Origin of the sequence: Streptomyces sp. NPDC016845 (assembly GCF_044332585.1) — a bacterium.
Taxonomy (GTDB): Bacteria; Actinomycetota; Actinomycetes; order Streptomycetales; family Streptomycetaceae; genus Streptomyces.
On record NZ_JBIRPI010000008.1, the window covers coordinates 281,301 to 300,815 of the forward strand.

The window sequence follows — 19,515 nt, forward strand, 5'->3', positions numbered from 1 at the left end:
TGTGTAATCCCGCCGCATCCCCCACGCCGCCCCGCTAGGGTTCGAATGCAGGTACGAAGATCGCGCGCGACAGGCCGAGGGGGCGGACACCGCTGTGCGGCGCACCTCCCCCTTGCTTGCTCCACCGCTTATATCGCAACTGCCTACACGGCTCAGGGAGGGGCACCACCGTCATGGGACGTCACAGCAGCATGCCCGACGCACACGGGCCGGCCGAGGCCGACCCGCGCCCCCGCTCGCGGGGCCGTTCGGTGGCCATCGCGACGGCCCTCGTCCTCACCGTCGCGGCCGGTACGGCGCTCGCGGTCCGCAGCGACCTGCTGGACCTAGGGGACGCGTGCGGAAGAACGGTGCACCTGGACGTCGTCGCGTCGCCGGACATGGCGCCCGCCCTGCGCACCGCCGCCGACCGGGCCCGCCGGCAGAACGTCACCTCGGACGGCAGCTGCCTCGACGTCGCCGTCACCCCGCGCGACTCGTACAAGGTCGCCGACGCCCTGCGGGCCGGCAAGGGCAGGCCCGACTACCAGGTGTGGGTGCCCGACTCGGACCTGTGGGTCCAGCGCGTCGGGCAGACCGCGAAGGCGACGAAGGTCAGCGCGGCCGGGAACGTCGCCAAGTCGCCGATCGGCGTCGGCATGGTGCCGTCGGCGGCGAAAGGGTTCGGCTGGCCGAAGAGGACGTACACCTGGACGCAGCTGACCGGCGCCGCGATGGCCGACGACAAGGTGCGCCTCGGCGCCGCCGACCCGGCCCGCAGCTCCACGGGCCTGCTCGCGCTCACCAAGGTGACGGGCGCCGCGAAGAAGTCCCGCGACGGCGACACCCGGGCCGCCGCCATGGCGAAGGTCCTCTCGCAGCGCACGTCCGACAGCGACGGCCAGTTGATGGAGACGGTGGCCCGCGACTCCTCCGGCACCGAGGAGGGCAACCCGCGCCGCAGCCAGGCGCTGATCCTCTCCGAACAGGCGGCTTTCGCGCACAACGCCGGGGCGGCCGACGGCGCCTCCCTCGAGCTCTTCTACCCGAAGGACGGCTCACCCGAGCTGAACTACCCGTTCACGCTGGTCGGCGGGGACGCTCTGAGCACCGAGCAGAGCCGCGCCGCCGTCCGCTTCATGACGCTGCTCACCGCCCCCGACGGCCGCGCGGTCCTCGCCAAGCACGGCTTCCGCACCGACGGCGGCGGCTCACCGGAGGCGGTCGCCGCCCAGGCCGGCGCCCACTCCCCGCAGCCGTACACGGAACCCACCTCGCAGCCGCCCGCCGACGAGGAGATCGAGGAGACCCTCGGCATGTGGACGATCACGGTGCAGAGCGCCCGGATCACCACGGTCGTGGACGCCTCGGGCTCGATGGCGAACCTGGTGCCGGGCCGTGGCCAGTCCCGCATGGAGGTGACGAAGGCGTCGATGCTGGCGGCCCTGTCGACGTTCACGCCCGAGGACGAGATCGGCATGTGGGAGTTCTCCACGCTGCTCGACGGCGCCCGCGACTACAAGAAGCTGGTCCCGACCGAGCGCCTCGGCGACCGCAAGGGCTCCGCCACCCAGCGCGACCGGCTCTCCGCCGCGTTCACCGCCCTGCAGCCCGTCGCGGGCGGTGCGACGGGCCTGTACGACACGACGCTCGCCGCCTACAAGGAGGCGACGGCGTCGTACCGCGGCGGCAAGTTCAACGCCGTCGTCCTGGTCACCGACGGCGTCAACGAGGACCCGGGCTCCCTGTCCCGCTCCACCCTCCTCAGGCAGCTCGAGAACCTCACCGACCCGGAGCGCCCGGTGCCGCTCATCGCCATCGCGGTCGGCCCGGACACCGACAAGGACGAGGTCGAGCAGATCGCCGAGGCGACCGGCGGCTCCGGTCACCAGGTCAGCGACCCCGCCGACATCCAGCAGGTCATCCTCAAGGCCATCGTCCAGGCGGGCGCCGAGAGCAACTGACGTCGCGGGGCCCGTTCAGCGCAGCGGGACCGCGGGCGTCGGCAGCCCCACCGGCCAGGTGTGCACGGGCTCACCCGAGTGCATCAGCTCGGCGTACCGGCGCGTGGTCGCCGCGAGCGCCGCCTCCCGCTCCAGACCGCTCTCGAGCGCCCGGTGGTACGTCGCCGCCTGCCACGACGCGCCGTTCGTCCGCCGCTCACAGCGCCCCTCGATCACGCCCAGGTAGAAGTCGCGGTCGGCGGGTTCCACCCCCCAGGCGTCGAGCCCGGCGGCCGCGAGCGGCAGCAGCTCCTCCCGTACGAGGGTGGTGGCCGCCACCTGCTCGGTGCCGCCGCGCCGGCCCTGGCGCGGCCACTCCAGGCGCGCGTCGATCCCGTGGCGGCACGCGGTGTCGAAGTTGCGGGCGGCCGCTTCGAAGGACAGCCGCGACCACACGGGGCGCGACTCCTCCGCGAGCGCCCGTACGAGCCCGTAGTAGAAGGCGGTGTTGGCGACGACGTCGGTGACGGTGGGCCCGGCCGGCAGCACCCTGTTCTCCACGCGCAGGTGCGGGACACCGTCGGCGATGTCGTACACGGGCCGGTTCCAGCGGTACACGGTGCCGTTGTGCAGCACCAGCTCGGCGAGGGCCGGCACGCCGCCCTTGTCGAGCACCTCGAGCGGCTGTTCGTCGTCCAGGATGGGAAGGAGCGGCGGGAAGTACTTCAGGTTCTCCTCGAAGAGGTCGTACGCCGAGTCGATCCACCGCTCCCCGAACCAGGTCCGCGGCCGCACCCCCTGCGCCTGCAGCTCGGGCGGGCGCACGTCCGTGGACTGCTGGAACAGCGGGGGCCGCGACTCCCGCCAGACCTCACGCCCGAACAGGAACGGCGAGTTGGCCCCCATCGCGATCTGCACCCCGGCGACCGCCTGCGCCGCGTTCCACACCGCGCCGAACCGGTTCGGCGTGACCTGGAGGTGCAGCTGAACGGAGGTACAGGCCGCCTCCGGCACGATCGAGGAGGACGTGGTGGTCAGCCGCTCCACACCGTCGATGTCGAGCTGGAAGTCCTCACCGCGCGCGGCGACCATCTGTTCGTTGAGCAGGGTGTAGCGGTCGACGTCCGACAGGTTCGCGGAGACGAGATCGTCCGGCTGCAACGTCGGCAGAATGCCGATCATCACGATCCCCGCATGGACCTCGTTCGCCTTTCGGTGGGCATAGTTGAGCCCCGTGCGCAGCTCCTCGGCGAGCTGGTCGAGAACTCGTCCGGCGAGCCGGTGCGGCGCAATGTTCACTTCTAGATTGAACATCGCCAGTTCCGTCTGGAAATCCCGGCTCGCGATGCGCTCCAGTACTTCCGCATTCATCATTCGCGGCAGCCCGTCGGGCCCCGCTAGATTCAGCTCGATCTCCAGTCCCATGAGGTTTTTGGGGCGGTCGAACCGCTTCTCCTCCAGGAGTCGCCCGAGCCCCTCCAGGCACTCCTTCACCTTCTGGCGGTAGTGCCGCCGATCCGCCGGATCGACCGCGCCCGCAGCGACCTTCTCCCCCATGGGAGCTTCCTTCCTCGCCAGGGCAGCCCGATGATCCGGCCGCGCGTCCACGGTGGATGATGCCCCACAGATGTGATCGATAACGCCCCGCGCGGGCCCGCGGAGCAGTACGCTCAGAGCGCTTACCCCGAGGCACATTCCCTAGGCATGCAGCTTTTCGCAGATTCATCTACGAACATCTGGTAAAAAACGCCGACGAGATTCAGCCGTCCGCCCGAACGGGCAAAGTGCAGGTCAAGAGGGTGGGGTCCACGAGAAATCGACGTGACACCGACAAAACACCGTCCGGGTGACGTCTCGATAGCACCTTGCGGACACATGCCGCACTGCTAGCGGAAACATCGTGTGAACACGCGTCGTATAAACTCCGCGGACGAGACAGAGAGTTGGCGCCCGTGTCGAGGCCCCCGCCCCCTCTGGCCCGCGTAACGCAGCGCACTTCGCGCACCGAGCAGCAGACAGCGCCGTCCGCTCTTCCCGCACCGCCCTCGCACCACGTGCCTGTCGAATGAGAGGCGACCCACCATGCCGCTGCATGTCCCCCCGGCTCCCGCGCCCGCTCTCCGCACCGTCCTCACCGCCCTGGGTTCCCCCACCGCGGTCCGTGAGGCCCGCACCCCGTCCCTGCGCGCCGCGCAGGGCCCCGTGAGCCCTGAACTCCCTTTGCCCGTCTACGTGTTGGACCGCATCACCGAGACCACGTCCGCGGGCGGCCACCCGTCGCCCGCCCGCCTCGCCGGCTGGCGCTTCCTGGTCCGCTGCGGGGACCGGGCGGTGGCCGCCGCCGACACGATGCTCACCGCGGACGGCTGGGCCTTCTCACACTTCTTCGAAGGCCCCTACGTGAAATCCACCGAACGCGCCCTGCGCCAGGCCGAACCCCTGGCCAAGACCTACCAGCCGCGGCTGCTCTCGGTCCCGGAGCTGTACATGCTCACCCTGTGGCTGCACGGCGACCACACCGCGGACACGGTCGACGGCATCCCGGCCGCCGACGACATCCTGATCCCCCTCGCACCGGCGCCACCGGGCATCGCCGCCCACCGCCCGCACCGCGTCGCGGAGCTCCTCCCGGTCCTGGCCCTGCGCCTGACCCCGTCGCGAGCCGCCCTGCTCGCCTGACCCGCGCCCACCCCTGTGCCCCGCGCCGCCGCCGTCCGGCCGCGGGGCACAGCCCTGTCCGGGCGGTCCGGAGCGGACTAGTCCGGTCCGGCCACCCCGAACCACCCGAAGAGGCAGTGCAGTTGGACTGAACCGCCCGCAAGGGTGACGCGTCTGAATCCAGTGAGGACCGCTGCAACGAAATCCCTGCGGATTGACGCCCACAGGGCAACACTGGGTTCCGACCGACCGAAACGGGGGGCGGCCATGAACACGCATTCAAGCCGCAGCACAGACGCCGACATCATCGAGATCACTACGCAGCGAAAGAACCCACCCATGTGCCAGCACCAGCCGTCGTGCCCCACAGCAGAATCCGCGGACAGGGAGGCCGCCCTTCCGGTGGCTCACCACCCGGAGCAGGGCTGGAGCCTGCTGTGCAACGGGGTCCTGCTCTTCGAGGACACCGGGGAACTCCTCCCCAACGGCACGATCATCGCCCCGCACCGCCCGCTGGCAACGGTAGTGACAGCCGCGTAGAGGCACCACGCGCCCCACGGGCGCGGGAAACTGCGCGACCGGCCACGTACGAAGGCAGGCCGCGCAGTCACCGCAACCCTCACGCCTCGTAGGCGTCCAAGGGCGGGCACGAACACACCAGGTTCCGGTCACCGAAGGCCTGGTCAATACGCCGGACAGGCGGCCAGTACTTGTCGGAGGCCGCGACCCCCGCGGGGAAGACACCTTCCTCGCGGCTGTACGCGTGCGCCCACTCCCCGCCGAGCATCCCGGCCGTGTGCGGAGCGTTCCGCAGGGGGTTGTCGTCCGCCGGCCACTCGCCGGAGGCGACCCGCTCGACCTCGCCGCGAATGGCGATCATCGCGTCGCAGAACCGGTCGAGTTCGTCGATGTCCTCGCTCTCGGTCGGCTCGATCATCAGCGTCCCCGCCACCGGGAACGACATGGTCGGCGCGTGGAACCCGTAGTCGATGAGGCGCTTGGCGATGTCGTCGACGGTGACGCCGGTCGCCTTCGACAGCGGCCGCAGGTCGATGATGCACTCGTGCGCGACGAGCCCGCCGGGCCCGGTGTACAGCACCGGGAAGTGCGGTTCGAGCCGCTTGGCGATGTAGTTGGCGGAGAGCACGGCGACCTGCGTCGCCCGCTTCAGCCCCTCGCCCCCCATGAGACGCACGTACGACCACGAGATCGGCAGGATGCCCGCCGAACCCCACGGCGCGGCCGAGATCGGCCCGACGCCGGTCTCGGGGCCCGCGGCCGGCTGCATCGGGTGGTTCGGCAGGTACGGCGCGAGGTGCGCGCGCACACCGACCGGGCCGACGCCCGGGCCACCGCCGCCGTGCGGGATGCAGAACGTCTTGTGCAGGTTCAGGTGCGAGACGTCGCCGCCGAAGTGCCCCGGCTTGGCGAGCCCGACCAGCGCGTTGAGGTTGGCCCCGTCCACGTAGACCTGGCCGCCCGCGTCGTGCACGGCGGCACAGATGTCGGCGACGTGCTCCTCGAAGACACCGTGCGTCGACGGGTACGTGATCATGAGGACGGAGAGCTGGTCCGTGTACTGCTCGATCTTGGCGCGCAGGTCCTCGACGTCGATCTCGCCGTCGTCGGCGGTCTTCACGACGACGACCTTCATGCCGGCCATCACGGCGCTCGCCGCGTTCGTACCGTGCGCGGAGGACGGGATGAGGCAGACGGTGCGCTGCTCGTCGCCGTTGGCGCGGTGGTAGCCCCGTACGGCGAGGAGCCCGGCCAGCTCGCCCTGCGAACCGGCGTTCGGCTGCAGCGACACCTTGTCGTACCCGGTGACCTCGGCGAGGCGCTCCTCCAACTCCGTGATGAGCGTGAGGTAGCCCTGCGCCTGCTCGGCCGGGGCGAAGGGGTGCAGCTGGCCGAACTCGGGCCAGGTCACCGGCTCCATCTCGGTCGTCGCGTTGAGCTTCATCGTGCAGGAGCCCAGCGGGATCATGCCGCGGTCGAGCGCGTAGTCACGGTCGGCGAGCTTGCGCAGGTAGCGCAGCATCGCGGTCTCCGAGCGGTGCTGGTGGAAGACGGGGTGCGCGAGGATCTCGTCGCCGCGCAGCGCCGACCCGGGCAGCACGTCCGCGACCTCGGCGTCCAGCGCCTCCACGTCCCCCTCGACGCCGAACGCGCCCCAGACGATGTGCAGCCGGCTGCGCGTGGTGGTCTCGTCACAGGCGGCGGAGACGTGGTCGGCGTCGACCTGGCGCAGGTTGACCCCGCGCTCGCGCGCGGCCCGCACCACCTGAGCGGCCTGACCCGGCACCCGTACGGTCACGGTGTCGAAGTACGTCCCGTGCACGACCTCGAGGCCGCCCGCCGTCAGACCGGCGGCGAGCAGGGTGGCGTAGCGGTGGGTACGCTGCGCGATGGAGCGCAGGCCGTCGGGTCCGTGGTAGACGGCGTACATGCCGGCCATGACGGCGAGCAGCACCTGCGCCGTACAGATGTTGCTCGTGGCCTTCTCGCGGCGGATGTGCTGCTCACGCGTCTGCAGGGCGAGGCGGTACGCCTTGTTGCCGTCGGCGTCGACGGAGACACCCACGAGACGGCCGGGCAGGGATCGCGCGAACTTCTCGCGTACGGCCATGTAACCGGCGTGCGGGCCGCCGAAGCCCATCGGCACACCGAACCGCTGCGTCGTACCGACGGCGATGTCGGCGCCCAGCTCGCCGGGCGAGGTCAGCAGCGTGAGAGCGAGCAGGTCGGCGGCGACGGTGACGACGGCGCCGAGCTCGTGCGCCTGGTCGATGACGGGCTTGATGTCGCGGACGGCACCGGAGGCGCCCGGGTACTGCACGAGCACGCCGACGACACCGCGCTCCGCGACCTCGGCGGGGATGCCGTCGCTCAGGTCGGCGACGACGATCTCGACACCGGTCGGCTCGGCGCGCGTCTGTATGACGGCGGTGGTCTGCGGCAACGCGTCGGCGTCCACCACATACACGCCGTTCTTGACCTTGCCGACGCGCCGCGACAGGGCCATGGCCTCGGCGGCGGCGGTGCCCTCGTCGAGCAGCGAGGCGCCGGAGGTCGGCAGGCCGGTCAGCTCCGCGACCATCGTCTGGAAGTTGAGCAGCGCCTCCAGGCGGCCCTGCGAGATCTCCGGCTGGTACGGCGTGTAGGCCGTGTACCAGGAGGGGTTCTCCATGACGTTGCGCAGGATGACGGGCGGGGTGAACGTCCCGTAGTAGCCGAGGCCGATCATCGAGCCGAGAACCTGGTTGCGGTCGGCGAGGGAGCGCAGCTCGGCGAGGACCTCGGCCTCGGTCCGGGCGGCCGGCAGCTCCAGCGCCTCGGCGCTCTTGATCACATCCGGCACCGCGGCCGCCGTCAGCTCGTCGAGCGAGCCGTAGCCGACCTGCGCGAGCATCTTGGCCTGCGCGGCGTCGTCCGGACCGATGTGGCGCTGCTCGAAGGGGATTCCCTGCTCCAACGCGGAGAGCGGAGTGCGGCTGGCTGTCATTGCGGAGGCCTCCTGGTCACTACGACCTGCGAGGGGCACCACGGCGCGGGTGCCCGGACGGCCTCCCCCTCTGTCATCTCAACCTGAGAGCTTCACCGGCCCGCTCCGTACGTGTGGGACGCGCACGGGACACACCGGCTTTCACCGTCGGTGAGGGTGGGGAACGTGCCCCCGCCCTGCTTTCCAGAGTGACCTCGTCCGTGCGGTACGTGGGCCTGAGAGATTCCGGGGAGGATTTGCTCCTTCGGCGCCTCCGACCTCGATCGGAGACTCTCCCGCACAGGGTCAGCAGCCGCTCGCCAGCGTACCAGCGGCAGTATGACCGCAGCCCCCGAGTGGCCGCCCTGCCAGAAGTACTCTTTCGTAGTGCTTACAACCGATTTCATAGCGCTTACGGACGAGTTCACCATCGCCACCCGAGCGAGTCTGTAGCGTTTCCAGACGAGTCGCGACCTGCTGGAGGGCCCGTGCAGACCGACATCGATCCGCGCAATCTGATCGGCCGCAAAGCGTTCGACCGCAACGGAACCAAGATCGGCACGATCGACGAGGTCTATCTCGACGACGCCACCGGCATCCCGGAATGGGCGGCGATACGCACCGGCCTCTTCAGCCGCGACGCCTTCATCCCGCTGGCCCCCAGCCGGCTCGTCGACGGCACCCTGCGCGTTCCCTTCGAGCGGTCGCTGATCAAGGACTCCCCCGACTTCGGCGTGGGCCGCCACCTCTCCCCCGAGCAAGAGCTCCAGCTCTACCACCACTACGGCCTGGACACGACGGTCCCCCGGCCCCCGGACACGGAGTTCGGCCACATCGCGGGCAAAGACCCCGAGCGCCCCTGACCCACCCCACCCAGCGGCCAGGCCCCCGCCGCCGACACCACACCCCGAGCCCTCGCGGAAGCGGCCAGCCCGAACCCGGCGACCGTCCGATCCCCTTGGCCCCTCGGCCTCTCGCCCCTTCACCCCCGGCGAACCCACATGCCGCAGCGCTTTCCATCGCCTCTCCGCGCATGGCGCCCCGCCGCACCAGCGGCGAAGCAGCTCACCCCCTTCCCGGTGCCCCCGGCACTCCGCGGCCCTGCCCCAGCCAACTCGGCACCGGGCCCGGCCCTGCCTCCCACCAGCCGTCGACGCTCCACCAATACCGTGCGGCCCTCCAGGACGCCCTCCTCAGGACACTCCCCGCACCCCGGGCTCCTCCGCGCCTTCCACCCCCTCCACCAGCGGCAGCGGTTCCGCCGGCTCCAGCAGCGGGTCGTCCACCAGGAACGTGCGGACCCGGCCGGGAACCGCCTCGTACGGTGTTTCGAAGCGGACCGTCACCCGCCCTAGACCGCTGCCCTGGACCCAGCCGGGGCCGTACTCCGCGTGCCGGACGTCGTGCCCGGCCATGTACCGCCGCTCGACCGGCGCGGCGGGCACCTCCACCGGCTCGGCCCGCTCCTGCGGCACCTCGACCGCGTTCCCCGCTCCCCGCACCTCCTCCTCGGCGGCAGCCGCCTGCGCGAACAGGTCCTCCTGCGTGAAGTCGGCGAGGCCGCTCACCCCGACCCCGAGCAGACGCACCCCGCCCGTCGTGTCCACGGCCTCCAGGAGGCGCGCGGCAGCCTCCCGCACCACCCCGGGGTCGTCCGTGGGCCCGCGCAGCGTCTCGGAGCGCGTCAGCGTGGAGAAGTCGTAGCGCCGCACCTTCAGGACCACGGTCCGGCCCGACCGCCCGGCCGCCCGCAGCCGCTCCACGCACCGGTCGGCGAGCCGCTGGACCTCACCCCTCACCCGCACCCGCTCGTGGATGTCCACGTCGTACGTGTCCTCGACCGACACCGACTTGGAGTCCCGCTCGGCGACGACGGGCCGGTCGTCGTGGGCCAGCGCCATCGCGTACAGATGCGCCCCGTGCGACTTCCCGAGCAGCCGGACCAGCTCGTCCTCGCCCGCTTCGGCGATCTCCGCGACGGTGAGGATCCCGGCCCGGCGCAGATGATCCCCGGTGGCGGGCCCGACCCCGGGCAGGATCCGTACGGACTTCGGGCCGAGCAGTGCCCGCTCGGTCCCCGGCCGTATCAGCACGAGCCCGTCCGGCTTGGCCTCCTCGGACGCGATCTTCGCCAGCATCTTGGACGCGGCGATCCCGACGGACCCGGTGAGCCCGGTGACCCGGCGGATGTCCGTGCGCAGCCGCACCCCGACCGCCTCCGCGGACGCCTCGTCCCAGGCCACCTCACCGGCCTCCAGATCGACGAACGCCTCGTCGAGGCTCAAGGGCTCCACCAGCGGCGAAAGCTCCCGCAGAAGCCCCATCACCTGCTCGCTGATCTCCCGGTACAACCGGAACCGCGGCACCAGGTACGCGGCGTGCGGGGCGAGCCGCCGCGCCTGCCCCATCGGCATCGCCGAGTGCACCCCGAACTTCCGCGCCTCGTACGACGCGGTGGCCACCACACCGCGCGGCCCGAGCCCGCCCACGACCACGGCCTTCCCGCGCAGGCTCGGCTTGGCCGCCTGCTCCGCCGAGGCGTAGAAGGCGTCCATGTCGAGATGCAGGATCGTCGGCGCGGCTCTCACGTCACCGATGCTGCCCTACGCCACTGACAACGCGGCCGCGGGGACGTCAGACGGCCCTGTTGCGCCGCCTCGCCAGCTCGTCCGCCGGGTTCTGCCCGACCAGCGTCTCGCCCGTGTCCACCCGCTCCCCGTGCAGCTGCGAGAGGGCGTGGTCCACGTCCCGCCAGACCACGCCCACCGCGATGCCGAAGATCCCCTGCCCGCCCTGGAGCAGCTCGTGCACCTCGGCCGGTGACGTGCATTCGTAGACGGTCGCGCCGTCGCTCATGAGCGTCATGCGCTCCAGATCGGTGAAGCCCTGCTCCCGCAGGTGCTGCACGGCCGTGCGGATGTTCTGCAGTGAGACCCCCGTGTCCAGGAACCGCTTGACGACCTTCAGGACGACGACGTCCCGGAAGCTGTAGAGCCGCTGTGTCCCCGACCCGTACGCGGCCCGCACGCTCGGCTCGACCAGACCGGTCCTGGCCCAGTAGTCGAGTTGTCGATAAGTGATCCCGGCCGCCGCGCACGCGGTCGGCCCGCGATATCCGATCTGCTCGGACGCCGCGTCGCCGCTCTCCCCCGCCCCCGGCACCGCAGACACTGTCTGCGGGCGCTGCGGAGTGTGATCGGCCGTGCTGCCGTGAAACGAGTACGGACCGCCCGTCGCCGTACCGTCGCCGCTGCTTCTCACGCCGACCTCCTCTGTGACCTGCCTTCACGACGGTAGGCAGTCACAAGGGGTGCGTCAACGAACGCCACACTCGCCACGCCGAGTGATAATCACCCTACGAGTGGTTTCCCGTGTCCCGCCGCGGGGAAAGGCTAGCCGAATGTGCCGAAACGGCCGGTCACTGGCTGTTGGTCCCGAAATCCTCGGGCGAGATCTGGTCGAGGAACTCGCGGAACTTCTCCACCTCGTCCTCCTGCTCGTCGGGGATCGCGATCCCCGCGTCGTCCAGGACCCCGTCGCTGCCGAAGATCGGCGTCCCGGTGCGCAGCGCCAGCGCTATGGCGTCGGACGGGCGGGCGCTGACCTCGACCCCGCTCGCGAACACCAGTTCCGCGTAGAAGACCCCGTCCCGCAGGTCGGTGATGCGTACTTCGGTGAGCTCCTGCCCGACCGCCTCCAGCACGTCCTTGAACAGGTCGTGCGTCAGCGGCCGCGCCGGGGCCATGCCCTGCTGGGCGAAGGCGATCGCCGTCGCCTCCCCCGGTCCGATCCAGATGGGGAGGTAACGGTCGCCTCCCACTTCACGCAGGAGCACGATCGGCTGGTTGGAGGGCATTTCCACCCGGACACCTACGACGTCGAGCTCGTTCACACAGCAACCCTAGGACGTGCCCGGCCGGTTTGGGTAGTCGGGCATGCGCCGCGGCCGGGGTCCACGGCTTGTGCCCACCCCTGCGATCAGGGCAGACGCACGCCAAGTGCAGTTTGCACCAGAGCGGCGTGCAGCCGCACGGTGAGGCCCGCCAGCTCCTTGGCCCGCGCCTGCGCGAGGGCCCTGGTCTGCGGATTGCGGTGCACCTTGAGCGGCGCGACGACGGAGTCGACGAGTCCGGCCTCCCGGTCGGCGGCCGCCCGCATGACCCGCAGATGCCGCGGCTCGATGCCGAACCGGCCGAGTTCGCCCACCAGCTCGGCGACCGATACGGCCGTGGCGTCGTAACCGCCGTCCGGCAACGGGGCGATGAGCCCGTACGACTCCCACTCAACGAGGTCCCCCTCGTCGATCCCCGCGGCGGCGAGCAGCGCGTCCCGGCCCACGCGCGCGGCCGTGGGAGCGCTCTCGCTCTCGTCTCCGGCGTCACCGGGCTTTCCCGGGGCGGGCGCGGACGGTGTCTCACCCCGCTCCAGGGCGTCGAGCTGCTCCTTGATGACCTTCAGGGGCAGATAGTGGTCCCGCTGCATCCGCAGGACGTGGGCGAGGCGCTCGACGTCGTCCGCGCTGAACTTGCGGTAGCCCGACGGCGTCCGCTGCGGCTCGACGAGGCCCTCGGACTCCAAGAACCTGATCTTGGAGATGGTGACCTCGGGAAACTCTTCGCGCAACACGTTCAGTACGGTGCCGATGCTCATCGACCGACTGCCCGCGGTGGCGGTGCCCGATCCGGCACCGCCCCTCGGTGTATGAAGCATGGACCTTCCTGAGGTTGGCTGGGTCAGATACCCCGCTGGCTCGCGTAGAAGACCAGCCGGTACTTGCCGATCTGCACCTCGTCACCGTTGTTGAGCAGCACCGAGTCGATGCGCTCACGGTTCACGTACGTCCCGTTGAGGCTGCCGACGTCGGAGACGGTGAAGGAGCCGTCCTGCTGGCGCCGGAACTCCACGTGGCGGCGCGACACGGTCACGTCGTCGAGGAAGATGTCGCTCTGCGGGTGGCGCCCCGCCGTGGTGAGGTCGCCGTCCAGGAGGAAGCGGCTGCCCGAGTTGGGGCCGCGGCGCACCACCAGGAGCGCGGAGCCCAGCGGCAGCGCGTCGACCGCGGCCTGCGCCTCGGGCGACAGGGCGGGCAGCTGCGTCTGTCCCGTGGCCTCGGGGTCGTAGGACTCGAGACCCGAGATGGAGATCGTGGACGTCGTCTCCGACGGTCCCTCGGGCGCGGCGCCACCGCGCAGCGGCGCCCCGCAGTTGGAGCAGAACCGGCTGTTCTCGCCGTTGCGGTTCCCGCACCTCGTACACACCAGGGCAGACATGGACGGATCCTCCTGCCGCGGCTGCCCCGCGGGGGCCTGGGACGCGTACGGGCCGGAGCCGAACTGTCCACCCGTACCTGAGGCTGACGGTTCCCCGAAACCTATGCGGCCGCCACCGGCAGGGTCAACAGACGACGCGCCCTGGCCACCCACCTGGTCCCGGAACAGCGGGCGCTCGCCCACCTGCGTCTCCGGCACATCTCCCTGGCGCGACGCACGGTGACGGTTGTCCTCACGCGCGCTCTTGCCGAACAACTTCGCAAACAACTTCACGGGCGATTCCCCTTGACCGAAACAGACCCGCCCGTGGGGCAGGACGAACCCTGACTGCACACATCGGCGTACATCATGGACACGGACATCCTCACAACGTCCGGATCCGCCAAACAGTTTCCACCACACACCCCGTCTCCGGTGCGGCGACCCCCCGCAACCTCATGCCCTTGCACGACATCCCCCACGCCTCTTCGCCTCACTCGGAGGACGACCGAGCGTAATCAGGCTGCCGCGCCGCCCGCAAGGCGTCCACGACGATCTTCTGGGAGCGGTTCACCACCACGGTGGCCTGCTCCTTCTCCAGCGTCTGCACCACACCTCCGGGGATGTTGAGGGCCGGCTCGAGGTCCTGCGGCTTGCCGATCACCTTGAAGACGTACGGCTGACCGATCTTCTGCCCGTCCACGCTGACCCCCTTCCCTCCACTCGCGTCCGTCAGATACGTGTTGGCCACGACGCGCACGTCGTTCACCTGGATCGCCTCGGCGCCCGCCGCCCGCAGCTCCTGCACCGCGTCGAGCAGCATGTCCGCCTCGACGGCCCCCTTCGAGTCGGTGACCGTCAGGGTGATCCCGGGGCCCTGCGCGGCGACGGTGCCCGCCAGGATGCCGAGCTGCTTCTCCTTCTCCACCGTCTGCTTGCGCGCCTCCTCGGCCTGGTCCGAGCTGTTCTCCAGCTCGGTCCGCTGGTCCTCGAGACCTTGCTTCTCATCTTCCAGACGCTGAGTGCGGTCATCGAGTTCATCGAGGATACGAACAAGATCCTCTTGTCGTGCGCCGCGCAACGCGCTGTTGTCGTCACTGTTGGACCGCACCTGGATGGCGAGCCCGAGGCCGAGGACGAACAGCAGCACCGCCACGGTCAGTTGCGCGCGCGACACGCGCGGCGGCCACAGCCCCTGCACGAGCCGCTGCCGCCCGGTGAGCCCCGCCTCGTCGCCCGGCTCCCGCGCCGCCGCCTGCGCCGACGCCTCGCTGCTCACGGGGACCTCGGCGGGCAGCTCCTTGCGGTACCGGTGCTGCTCCCTGCTCTGGGCGTGCTCGGCATGTTTGCCGTGCTCCGTGTGGTTGCCGTGCTCCGTGTTGTCGGCGTGCTTGCCGTGCTCCGTACTCATCGGCGTCACGCCCTGAAGACGTGCCGGCGGATGGCGGCCGCGTTGGAGAAGATGCGGATGCCGAGCACGACGACGACGCCCGTGGACAGCTGCGCGCCGACGCCCAGCTTGTCGCCCAGGAAGACGATGAGCGCGGCCACGACCACGTTCGACAGGAACGACACGACGAACACCTTGTCGACGAAGATCCCGTCCAGCATGGCGCGCAGCCCGCCGAACACCGCGTCGAGCGCCGCGACGACGGCGATCGGGAGGTAGGGCTCCACCACTGCCGGCACCTCGGGCCGGACGAACAACCCGACCACGACTCCCACGACGAGGCCCAGTACGGCGATCACGATGTGCCCTTCTGCTCTGCTCTCGGCTGTGCTGTACGTACGATCACGCTGGGTGCGGCGGGCAGCTGGACGTCGTCCTGGGCCGAGATGCTGGTCCGGATCCCGAAGTTCTCCTGCAACGCGTGCAGATACAGCCCGTCGGAACTGTTCTGGAACCGGGTGCTCAGCCGCCGGCCGTCCCCCACCGCGAGCACCGTGTACGGCGGCACCAGCGGCTTGTTGTCGACCAGTATCGCGTCACCCGCGGCCCTGATCGCGGACAGGGCGGTGAGCCGCTGCCCGTTGATGCTGACGGCCTCGGCGCCGGACTCCCACAGGCCGTTGATCACGCGCTGCATGTCGCGGTCGCGCACCCGCCCGGTGTCGGAGAACCCGGCGCTCTCCCGCGGCCCGCTCCCGCCGCCGGACTCCGCCGACTTGGCGTCGTCGACGACGAGTTTGACCCCGGGCCCGTGCACAGGAACGGCGCCCGACAGGACACCCGTCAACTCGCCTTGCTCACCGCCGTGTTTCTTCAGCGCCTCGCGCTGCATCTCCCCCACATCGGTCCGCAGCGAGTCGACCCGGCTCTCCAACTTGTCCGCGGAGGCGGTCTCCTCGTTGATGCGGTCGATCAGCTCCTCGCGCTCCTTGGCGACCACCGGCGCGGCGACCCGGGCCTGCGCGGCTCCCACGGTCACGACGAGCGCGGCGAGCACGAGCCCCGCCGCGAGGCCAAGCTTCGCGCGCAGCGTCTTCGGCAGTCCGCTCTGCCCCGAGGCCCGCATACGGGCCGTGGCTTCCGCGTACCCGTCGTCCAGGCTGTGGTCCATGACATTGGTCAGCAACGACATGGAGGCGTCAGGGCGCGGAGGGCGCTGAGGAGTGCTCCGAACGGGGGGCTGCTGCGGCATGCCGCACATCGTCGCACGTCGCGGCCGTTACCTCCGAATGGCCCCGTCGGCGCGCCGGTCGGCACCCATGAAGGGCACCGACCGGACTGTGGGCCGCGTACAGCTGCCTGTTCAGCGGCCCGCGCTGTCCACCACCGCCGCCCACTCGTCGAGCAGTTGCTGCGCGGAGGCGTCGTCCGGGCCCTCCGCCCACAGGTGCGTGACGGCCTCGGCCGGGTCGGGCAGAACCATGACCCAGCGCCCGTCCGCCTCGACGACCCGCACCCCGTCGGTGGTGTCCACGGACCGCTCGCCCGCCTCCTCCACGACGCGGCGCATGACAAGGCCCTTGACCGCCCACGGGGTCGCCAGATCGCGCTTGAGGACGTGCGCCCGCGGGATACGCGCGTCGATCTGGCTCAGCGTCAGCTGCGTACGCGCGACGAGGCCGATCAGCCGCACGAAGGCCGCCGTCCCGTCGAACACACTGCTGAACTCCGGGATGATGAAGCCGCCGCGGCCGTCGCCGCCGAAGATGGTCTCGTCCTCGCGCCCCACGCGCGTGAGGTCGTCGGGCGACGTGTTCGTCCACTCCACCTGCGTGCCGTGGTACGCGGCCACCTGCTCGGCGATCCGCGTGGTCGTCACCGGCAGCGCGACCCGCCCGCTCCGCCGCTCGGCGGCGACGAGGTCGAGCATCACCAGGAGCGCCCGGTCGTCCTCGACGATCCGTCCCTTCTCGTCGACGAGCGACAGCCGCTCACCGACCGGGTCGAACCGCACGCCGAACGCGGCCCGCGCCGACGCCACGATCTCCCCGAGCCGCACGAGCCCGGCCCGCCGGGCATCGGCCGTCTCGGTCGGCCGCGACTCGTCGAGCCCCGGGTTGATCGTCAGCGAGTCGACGCCGAGGCGGCCGAGGAGGCTGGGCAGGACGAGCCCGGCGCTGCCGTTGGACGCGTCGACGACGACCTTGAGCCCGGCCTCGGCGATCCCGGTCGTGTCGACGTTCCGCAGCAGCGACCCGGTGTACGAGTCGAAGACGCTGGACGGGAAGTGCAGGTCCCCGATCTCGCCCGGGAACGCCCGCCGGTACTCCTGCCGCGCGAACACCCGGTCGAGCTTGCGCTGGCTGGCCTGCGACAGGTCGGCCCCACGCTCGTCGAAGAACATGATGTCGACGGAGTCCGGCACACCCGGCGTCGTACGGATCATGATGCCGCCGGCGCTGCCCCGGGCCGTCTGCTGCCTGGCCACCGGCAGCGGCACGTTCTCCAGGTCCCGTACGTCGATGGCGCTGGCCTGCAAGGCGGAGATGACGGCCCGCTTCAGCGCACGCGCACCACGCGAGTGGTCACGTGCGGTGGTCACGGTCGACCCCTTCTTCAGGGTCGTCGCGTACGCGCCCGCAAGCCGCACGGCGAGCTCGGGCGTGATCTCCACGTTCAGGATGCCGGAGACGCCACGGGCCCCGAACAGGTGGGCCTGGCCGCGGGACTCCCAGATCACCGAGGTGTTGACGAAGGCGCCGGCCTCGACCGTCTTGAACGGGTAGACCCGCACATTGCCCTGAACGATCGATTCTTCACCGACCAGGCACTCGTCGCCGATGACGGCGCCGTCCTCGATCCGAGCGGCCCGCATGATGTCGGTGTTCTTGCCGACCACGCAGCCGCGCAGATTGCTCTGCTGCCCGATGTAGACGTTGTCGTGCACGACGGCCTTGTGCAGGAAGGCCCCGCTCTTCACGACGACGTTGGAGCCGACGACCGTGTGTTCGCGGATCTCCACATCGGCTTCGACCTTGGCGTAGTCACCGATGTAGAGCGGGCCGCGCAGCGTCGCGTCGGGGTGCACCTCGGCACCCTCGGCGACCCAGACGCCCGGCGAGATCTCGAACCCGTCGATCTCGACGTCGACCTTGCGCTCGAGAACGTCGGCCTGGGCCTTCACATAGCTCTCGTGGGTACCTACGTCCTCCCAGTACCCCTCGGCCACGTAGCCGTAGACCGGCTTGCCTTCCTTCATCAGCTGCGGGAAGACGTCACCGGACCAGTCCACGGACTTGTCGGCCTCGACGTAGTCGAAGACCTCCGGCTCCATGACGTAGATGCCGGTGTTGACCGTGTCGGAGAAGACCTGACCCCAGGTCGGCTTCTCGAGGAAGCGCTCGACCTTGCCTTCCTCGTCGACGATGGTGATTCCGAATTCCAGCGGGTTGGGGACACGCGTCAGACAGACGGTGACGAGTGCTCCCTTTTCCTTGTGGAAATTGATGAGTTCAGTGAGGTCGAAATCGGTCAGGGCGTCACCGGAGATGACGAGGAACGCGTCGTCCTTCAGCGCTTCCTCAGCGTTCTTCACGCTGCCGGCGGTGCCGAGTGGCTTCTCCTCGTTGGCATAGGTGAGCTCCATACCGAGCTCCTCGCCATCCCCGAAGTAGTTCTTGACCAGTGAGGCCAGGAACTGCACAGTGACCACGGTTTCGGTAAGCCCATGCCGCTTGAGCAGCCTGAGCACGTGCTCCATGATCGGCCGGTTGGCCACCGGCAGGAGCGGCTTGGGCATACTCGAGGTCATGGGGCGAAGGCGGGTGCCCTCGCCTCCGGCCATCACGACGGCCTTCATGTCGGAAGCGTCCTCCTCTTGAAAGAGATGACGGTCCGGCCGACTTCACTCACCCGATAACCCGCAGTTTGTGTGACGCGGGCCGCCCGGCTTCACCGAAGACCGAATGGCGAGCTCAATCAGCCGTGGAGTCCGCCCTGACAAGTCGGCGGACTTGGACCATGTACAGGATCCCTGCCCACCAATACAGGGTTGTACCCCAACCGGCGAACGCCCATCCGAAAATAGCAGCGAGTTCGTGGATCCACCCGTCCCCGTCACTGAGAAGCAGCAGAGGGAACGCGTACATGAGGTTGAACGTGGCGGCCTTGCCGAGGAAGTTCACCTGCGGCGGCGGATAGCCATGGCGCCGGAGGATCCCCACCATCACCAGGAGAACCAGCTCACGCGCCAGCAGTATGGCGGTCAGCCAAATGGGAAGAATCTCCCGCCAGGTCAGACCGACCAGGGTCGACAGAATGTAGAGCCGGTCAGCGGCGGGGTCGAGAAGCCGGCCCAGGTTGCTGATCTGGTTCCAGCGGCGCGCGAGCTTCCCGTCGAGATAGTCACTGATCCCGCTCAGCGCTAGCACCAGCAGCGCCCAGCCGTCGCTCTTCGGCCCGCCGAACTCAGGCCTGAGGATGAGCCACAGGAAGAGGGGTACGCCGACGAGACGCGCCATGCTGAGGATGTTCGGGATGGTGAGCACCCGGTCCGTCTGGACACGGGTCTCCTGGACCTCCACCCGGGGGCCTCCTGTGGGGAAACGAGCCAACGATGCCCCCTGACTTTACCCTCAGCCCCGCCGGGCCCGAGCAGGGGGTGCCCTGAACGCAGAAAAGCCCCGTGCCATATGGCACGGGGCTTTTCTCTACAATGAGTTCGGCGGCGTCCTACTCTCCCACAGGGTCCCCCCTGCAGTACCATCGGCGCTGTGAGGCTTAGCTTCCGGGTTCGGAATGTAACCGGGCGTT

General features: G+C 70.0%; 16 protein-coding genes, 1 rRNA gene and 1 riboswitch. Of the genes, 4 read left to right on the forward strand and 13 right to left on the reverse strand.

Annotated elements, in window-relative coordinates; all coding sequences use genetic code 11:
- The first annotated feature begins 173 nt into the window (after positions 1-173).
- Positions 174-1,943, forward strand: a complete 1,770-nt coding sequence (locus ACH4RC_RS22325; RefSeq protein WP_398203550.1) for a substrate-binding and VWA domain-containing protein — start codon at positions 174-176, stop codon at positions 1,941-1,943.
- Between the two features lie 15 nt (positions 1,944-1,958).
- Here the strand turns inward: ACH4RC_RS22325 and ACH4RC_RS22330 are convergent, their stop codons facing one another.
- Positions 1,959-3,479 (reverse strand): glutamate--cysteine ligase, encoded by a 1,521-nt coding sequence (locus ACH4RC_RS22330; protein WP_398203551.1) that lies wholly within the window; start codon positions 3,477-3,479, stop codon positions 1,959-1,961.
- Between the two features lie 525 nt (positions 3,480-4,004).
- Between ACH4RC_RS22330 and ACH4RC_RS22335 the strand changes: the two genes are divergently transcribed.
- A complete protein-coding gene (locus tag ACH4RC_RS22335) occupies positions 4,005-4,601 on the forward strand; it encodes a hypothetical protein (RefSeq protein ID WP_398203552.1) in 597 nt (198 codons plus the stop codon).
- A gap of 318 nt (positions 4,602-4,919) precedes the next feature.
- A complete protein-coding gene (locus ACH4RC_RS22340) occupies positions 4,920-5,120 on the forward strand; it encodes a DUF5999 family protein (RefSeq protein ID WP_394435673.1) in 201 nt (66 codons plus the stop codon).
- Between the two features lie 79 nt (positions 5,121-5,199).
- Here the strand turns inward: ACH4RC_RS22340 and gcvP are convergent, their stop codons facing one another.
- Entirely contained in the window at positions 5,200-8,085 is a 2,886-nt protein-coding gene (gcvP, locus tag ACH4RC_RS22345) for an aminomethyl-transferring glycine dehydrogenase (protein ID WP_398203556.1), read from the reverse strand.
- 193 nt (positions 8,086-8,278) lie between these two features.
- A riboswitch (glycine riboswitch) is annotated at positions 8,279-8,373 on the reverse strand.
- A 179-nt stretch (positions 8,374-8,552) separates the two neighbouring features.
- Here gcvP and ACH4RC_RS22350 point away from each other — a divergent pair.
- Positions 8,553-8,927, forward strand: a complete 375-nt coding sequence (locus tag ACH4RC_RS22350; protein ID WP_398203559.1) for a PRC-barrel domain-containing protein — start codon at positions 8,553-8,555, stop codon at positions 8,925-8,927.
- Positions 8,928-9,257: 330 nt separating this feature from the next.
- On the opposite strand, the gene ACH4RC_RS22355 is transcribed toward ACH4RC_RS22350, so the two are convergent.
- From ACH4RC_RS22355 to rrf, 11 genes are all read right to left on the reverse strand, one after another.
- The gene (locus ACH4RC_RS22355; RefSeq protein WP_398203562.1) at positions 9,258-10,652 is read right to left on the reverse strand and encodes a DNA polymerase IV; all 1,395 of its coding nucleotides are present in this window, start codon (positions 10,650-10,652) and stop codon (positions 9,258-9,260) included.
- Positions 10,653-10,698: 46 nt separating this feature from the next.
- Complete coding sequence (locus ACH4RC_RS22360) at positions 10,699-11,325, reverse strand: MerR family transcriptional regulator (protein WP_398203565.1); 627 nt, start codon at positions 11,323-11,325, stop codon at positions 10,699-10,701.
- Between the two features lie 157 nt (positions 11,326-11,482).
- Complete coding sequence (locus tag ACH4RC_RS22365) at positions 11,483-11,956, reverse strand: bifunctional nuclease family protein (RefSeq protein WP_347731313.1); 474 nt, start codon at positions 11,954-11,956, stop codon at positions 11,483-11,485.
- A gap of 86 nt (positions 11,957-12,042) precedes the next feature.
- Entirely contained in the window at positions 12,043-12,774 is a 732-nt protein-coding gene (locus tag ACH4RC_RS22370) for a MerR family transcriptional regulator (RefSeq protein WP_398203568.1), read from the reverse strand.
- 23 nt (positions 12,775-12,797) lie between these two features.
- Entirely contained in the window at positions 12,798-13,724 is a 927-nt protein-coding gene (locus tag ACH4RC_RS22375) for an FHA domain-containing protein (protein ID WP_394438470.1), read from the reverse strand.
- 82 nt (positions 13,725-13,806) lie between these two features.
- The gene (locus ACH4RC_RS22380; RefSeq protein ID WP_398203571.1) at positions 13,807-14,724 is read right to left on the reverse strand and encodes a DUF881 domain-containing protein; all 918 of its coding nucleotides are present in this window, start codon (positions 14,722-14,724) and stop codon (positions 13,807-13,809) included.
- Positions 14,725-14,729: 5 nt separating this feature from the next.
- A complete protein-coding gene (locus ACH4RC_RS22385) occupies positions 14,730-15,062 on the reverse strand; it encodes a small basic family protein (RefSeq protein WP_031069011.1) in 333 nt (110 codons plus the stop codon).
- Positions 15,059-15,964: a DUF881 domain-containing protein gene (locus tag ACH4RC_RS22390; RefSeq protein WP_398203574.1), complete on the reverse strand. Its 906-nt coding sequence runs from the start codon at positions 15,962-15,964 to the stop codon at positions 15,059-15,061. Before ACH4RC_RS22390 ends, ACH4RC_RS22385 begins: the two co-directional genes overlap by 4 nt.
- Positions 15,965-16,066: 102 nt before the next feature.
- The gene (locus ACH4RC_RS22395; RefSeq protein ID WP_398203577.1) at positions 16,067-18,562 is read right to left on the reverse strand and encodes a sugar phosphate nucleotidyltransferase; all 2,496 of its coding nucleotides are present in this window, start codon (positions 18,560-18,562) and stop codon (positions 16,067-16,069) included.
- A gap of 115 nt (positions 18,563-18,677) precedes the next feature.
- Positions 18,678-19,286 carry a CDP-alcohol phosphatidyltransferase family protein gene (locus tag ACH4RC_RS22400; RefSeq protein WP_398203578.1) on the reverse strand — a complete coding sequence of 203 codons (609 nt, stop codon included), beginning with the start codon at positions 19,284-19,286 and terminating at the stop codon, positions 18,678-18,680.
- Positions 19,287-19,421: 135 nt separating this feature from the next.
- Positions 19,422-19,515 (reverse strand): 5S ribosomal RNA (gene rrf, locus ACH4RC_RS22405); the annotation flags it as partial.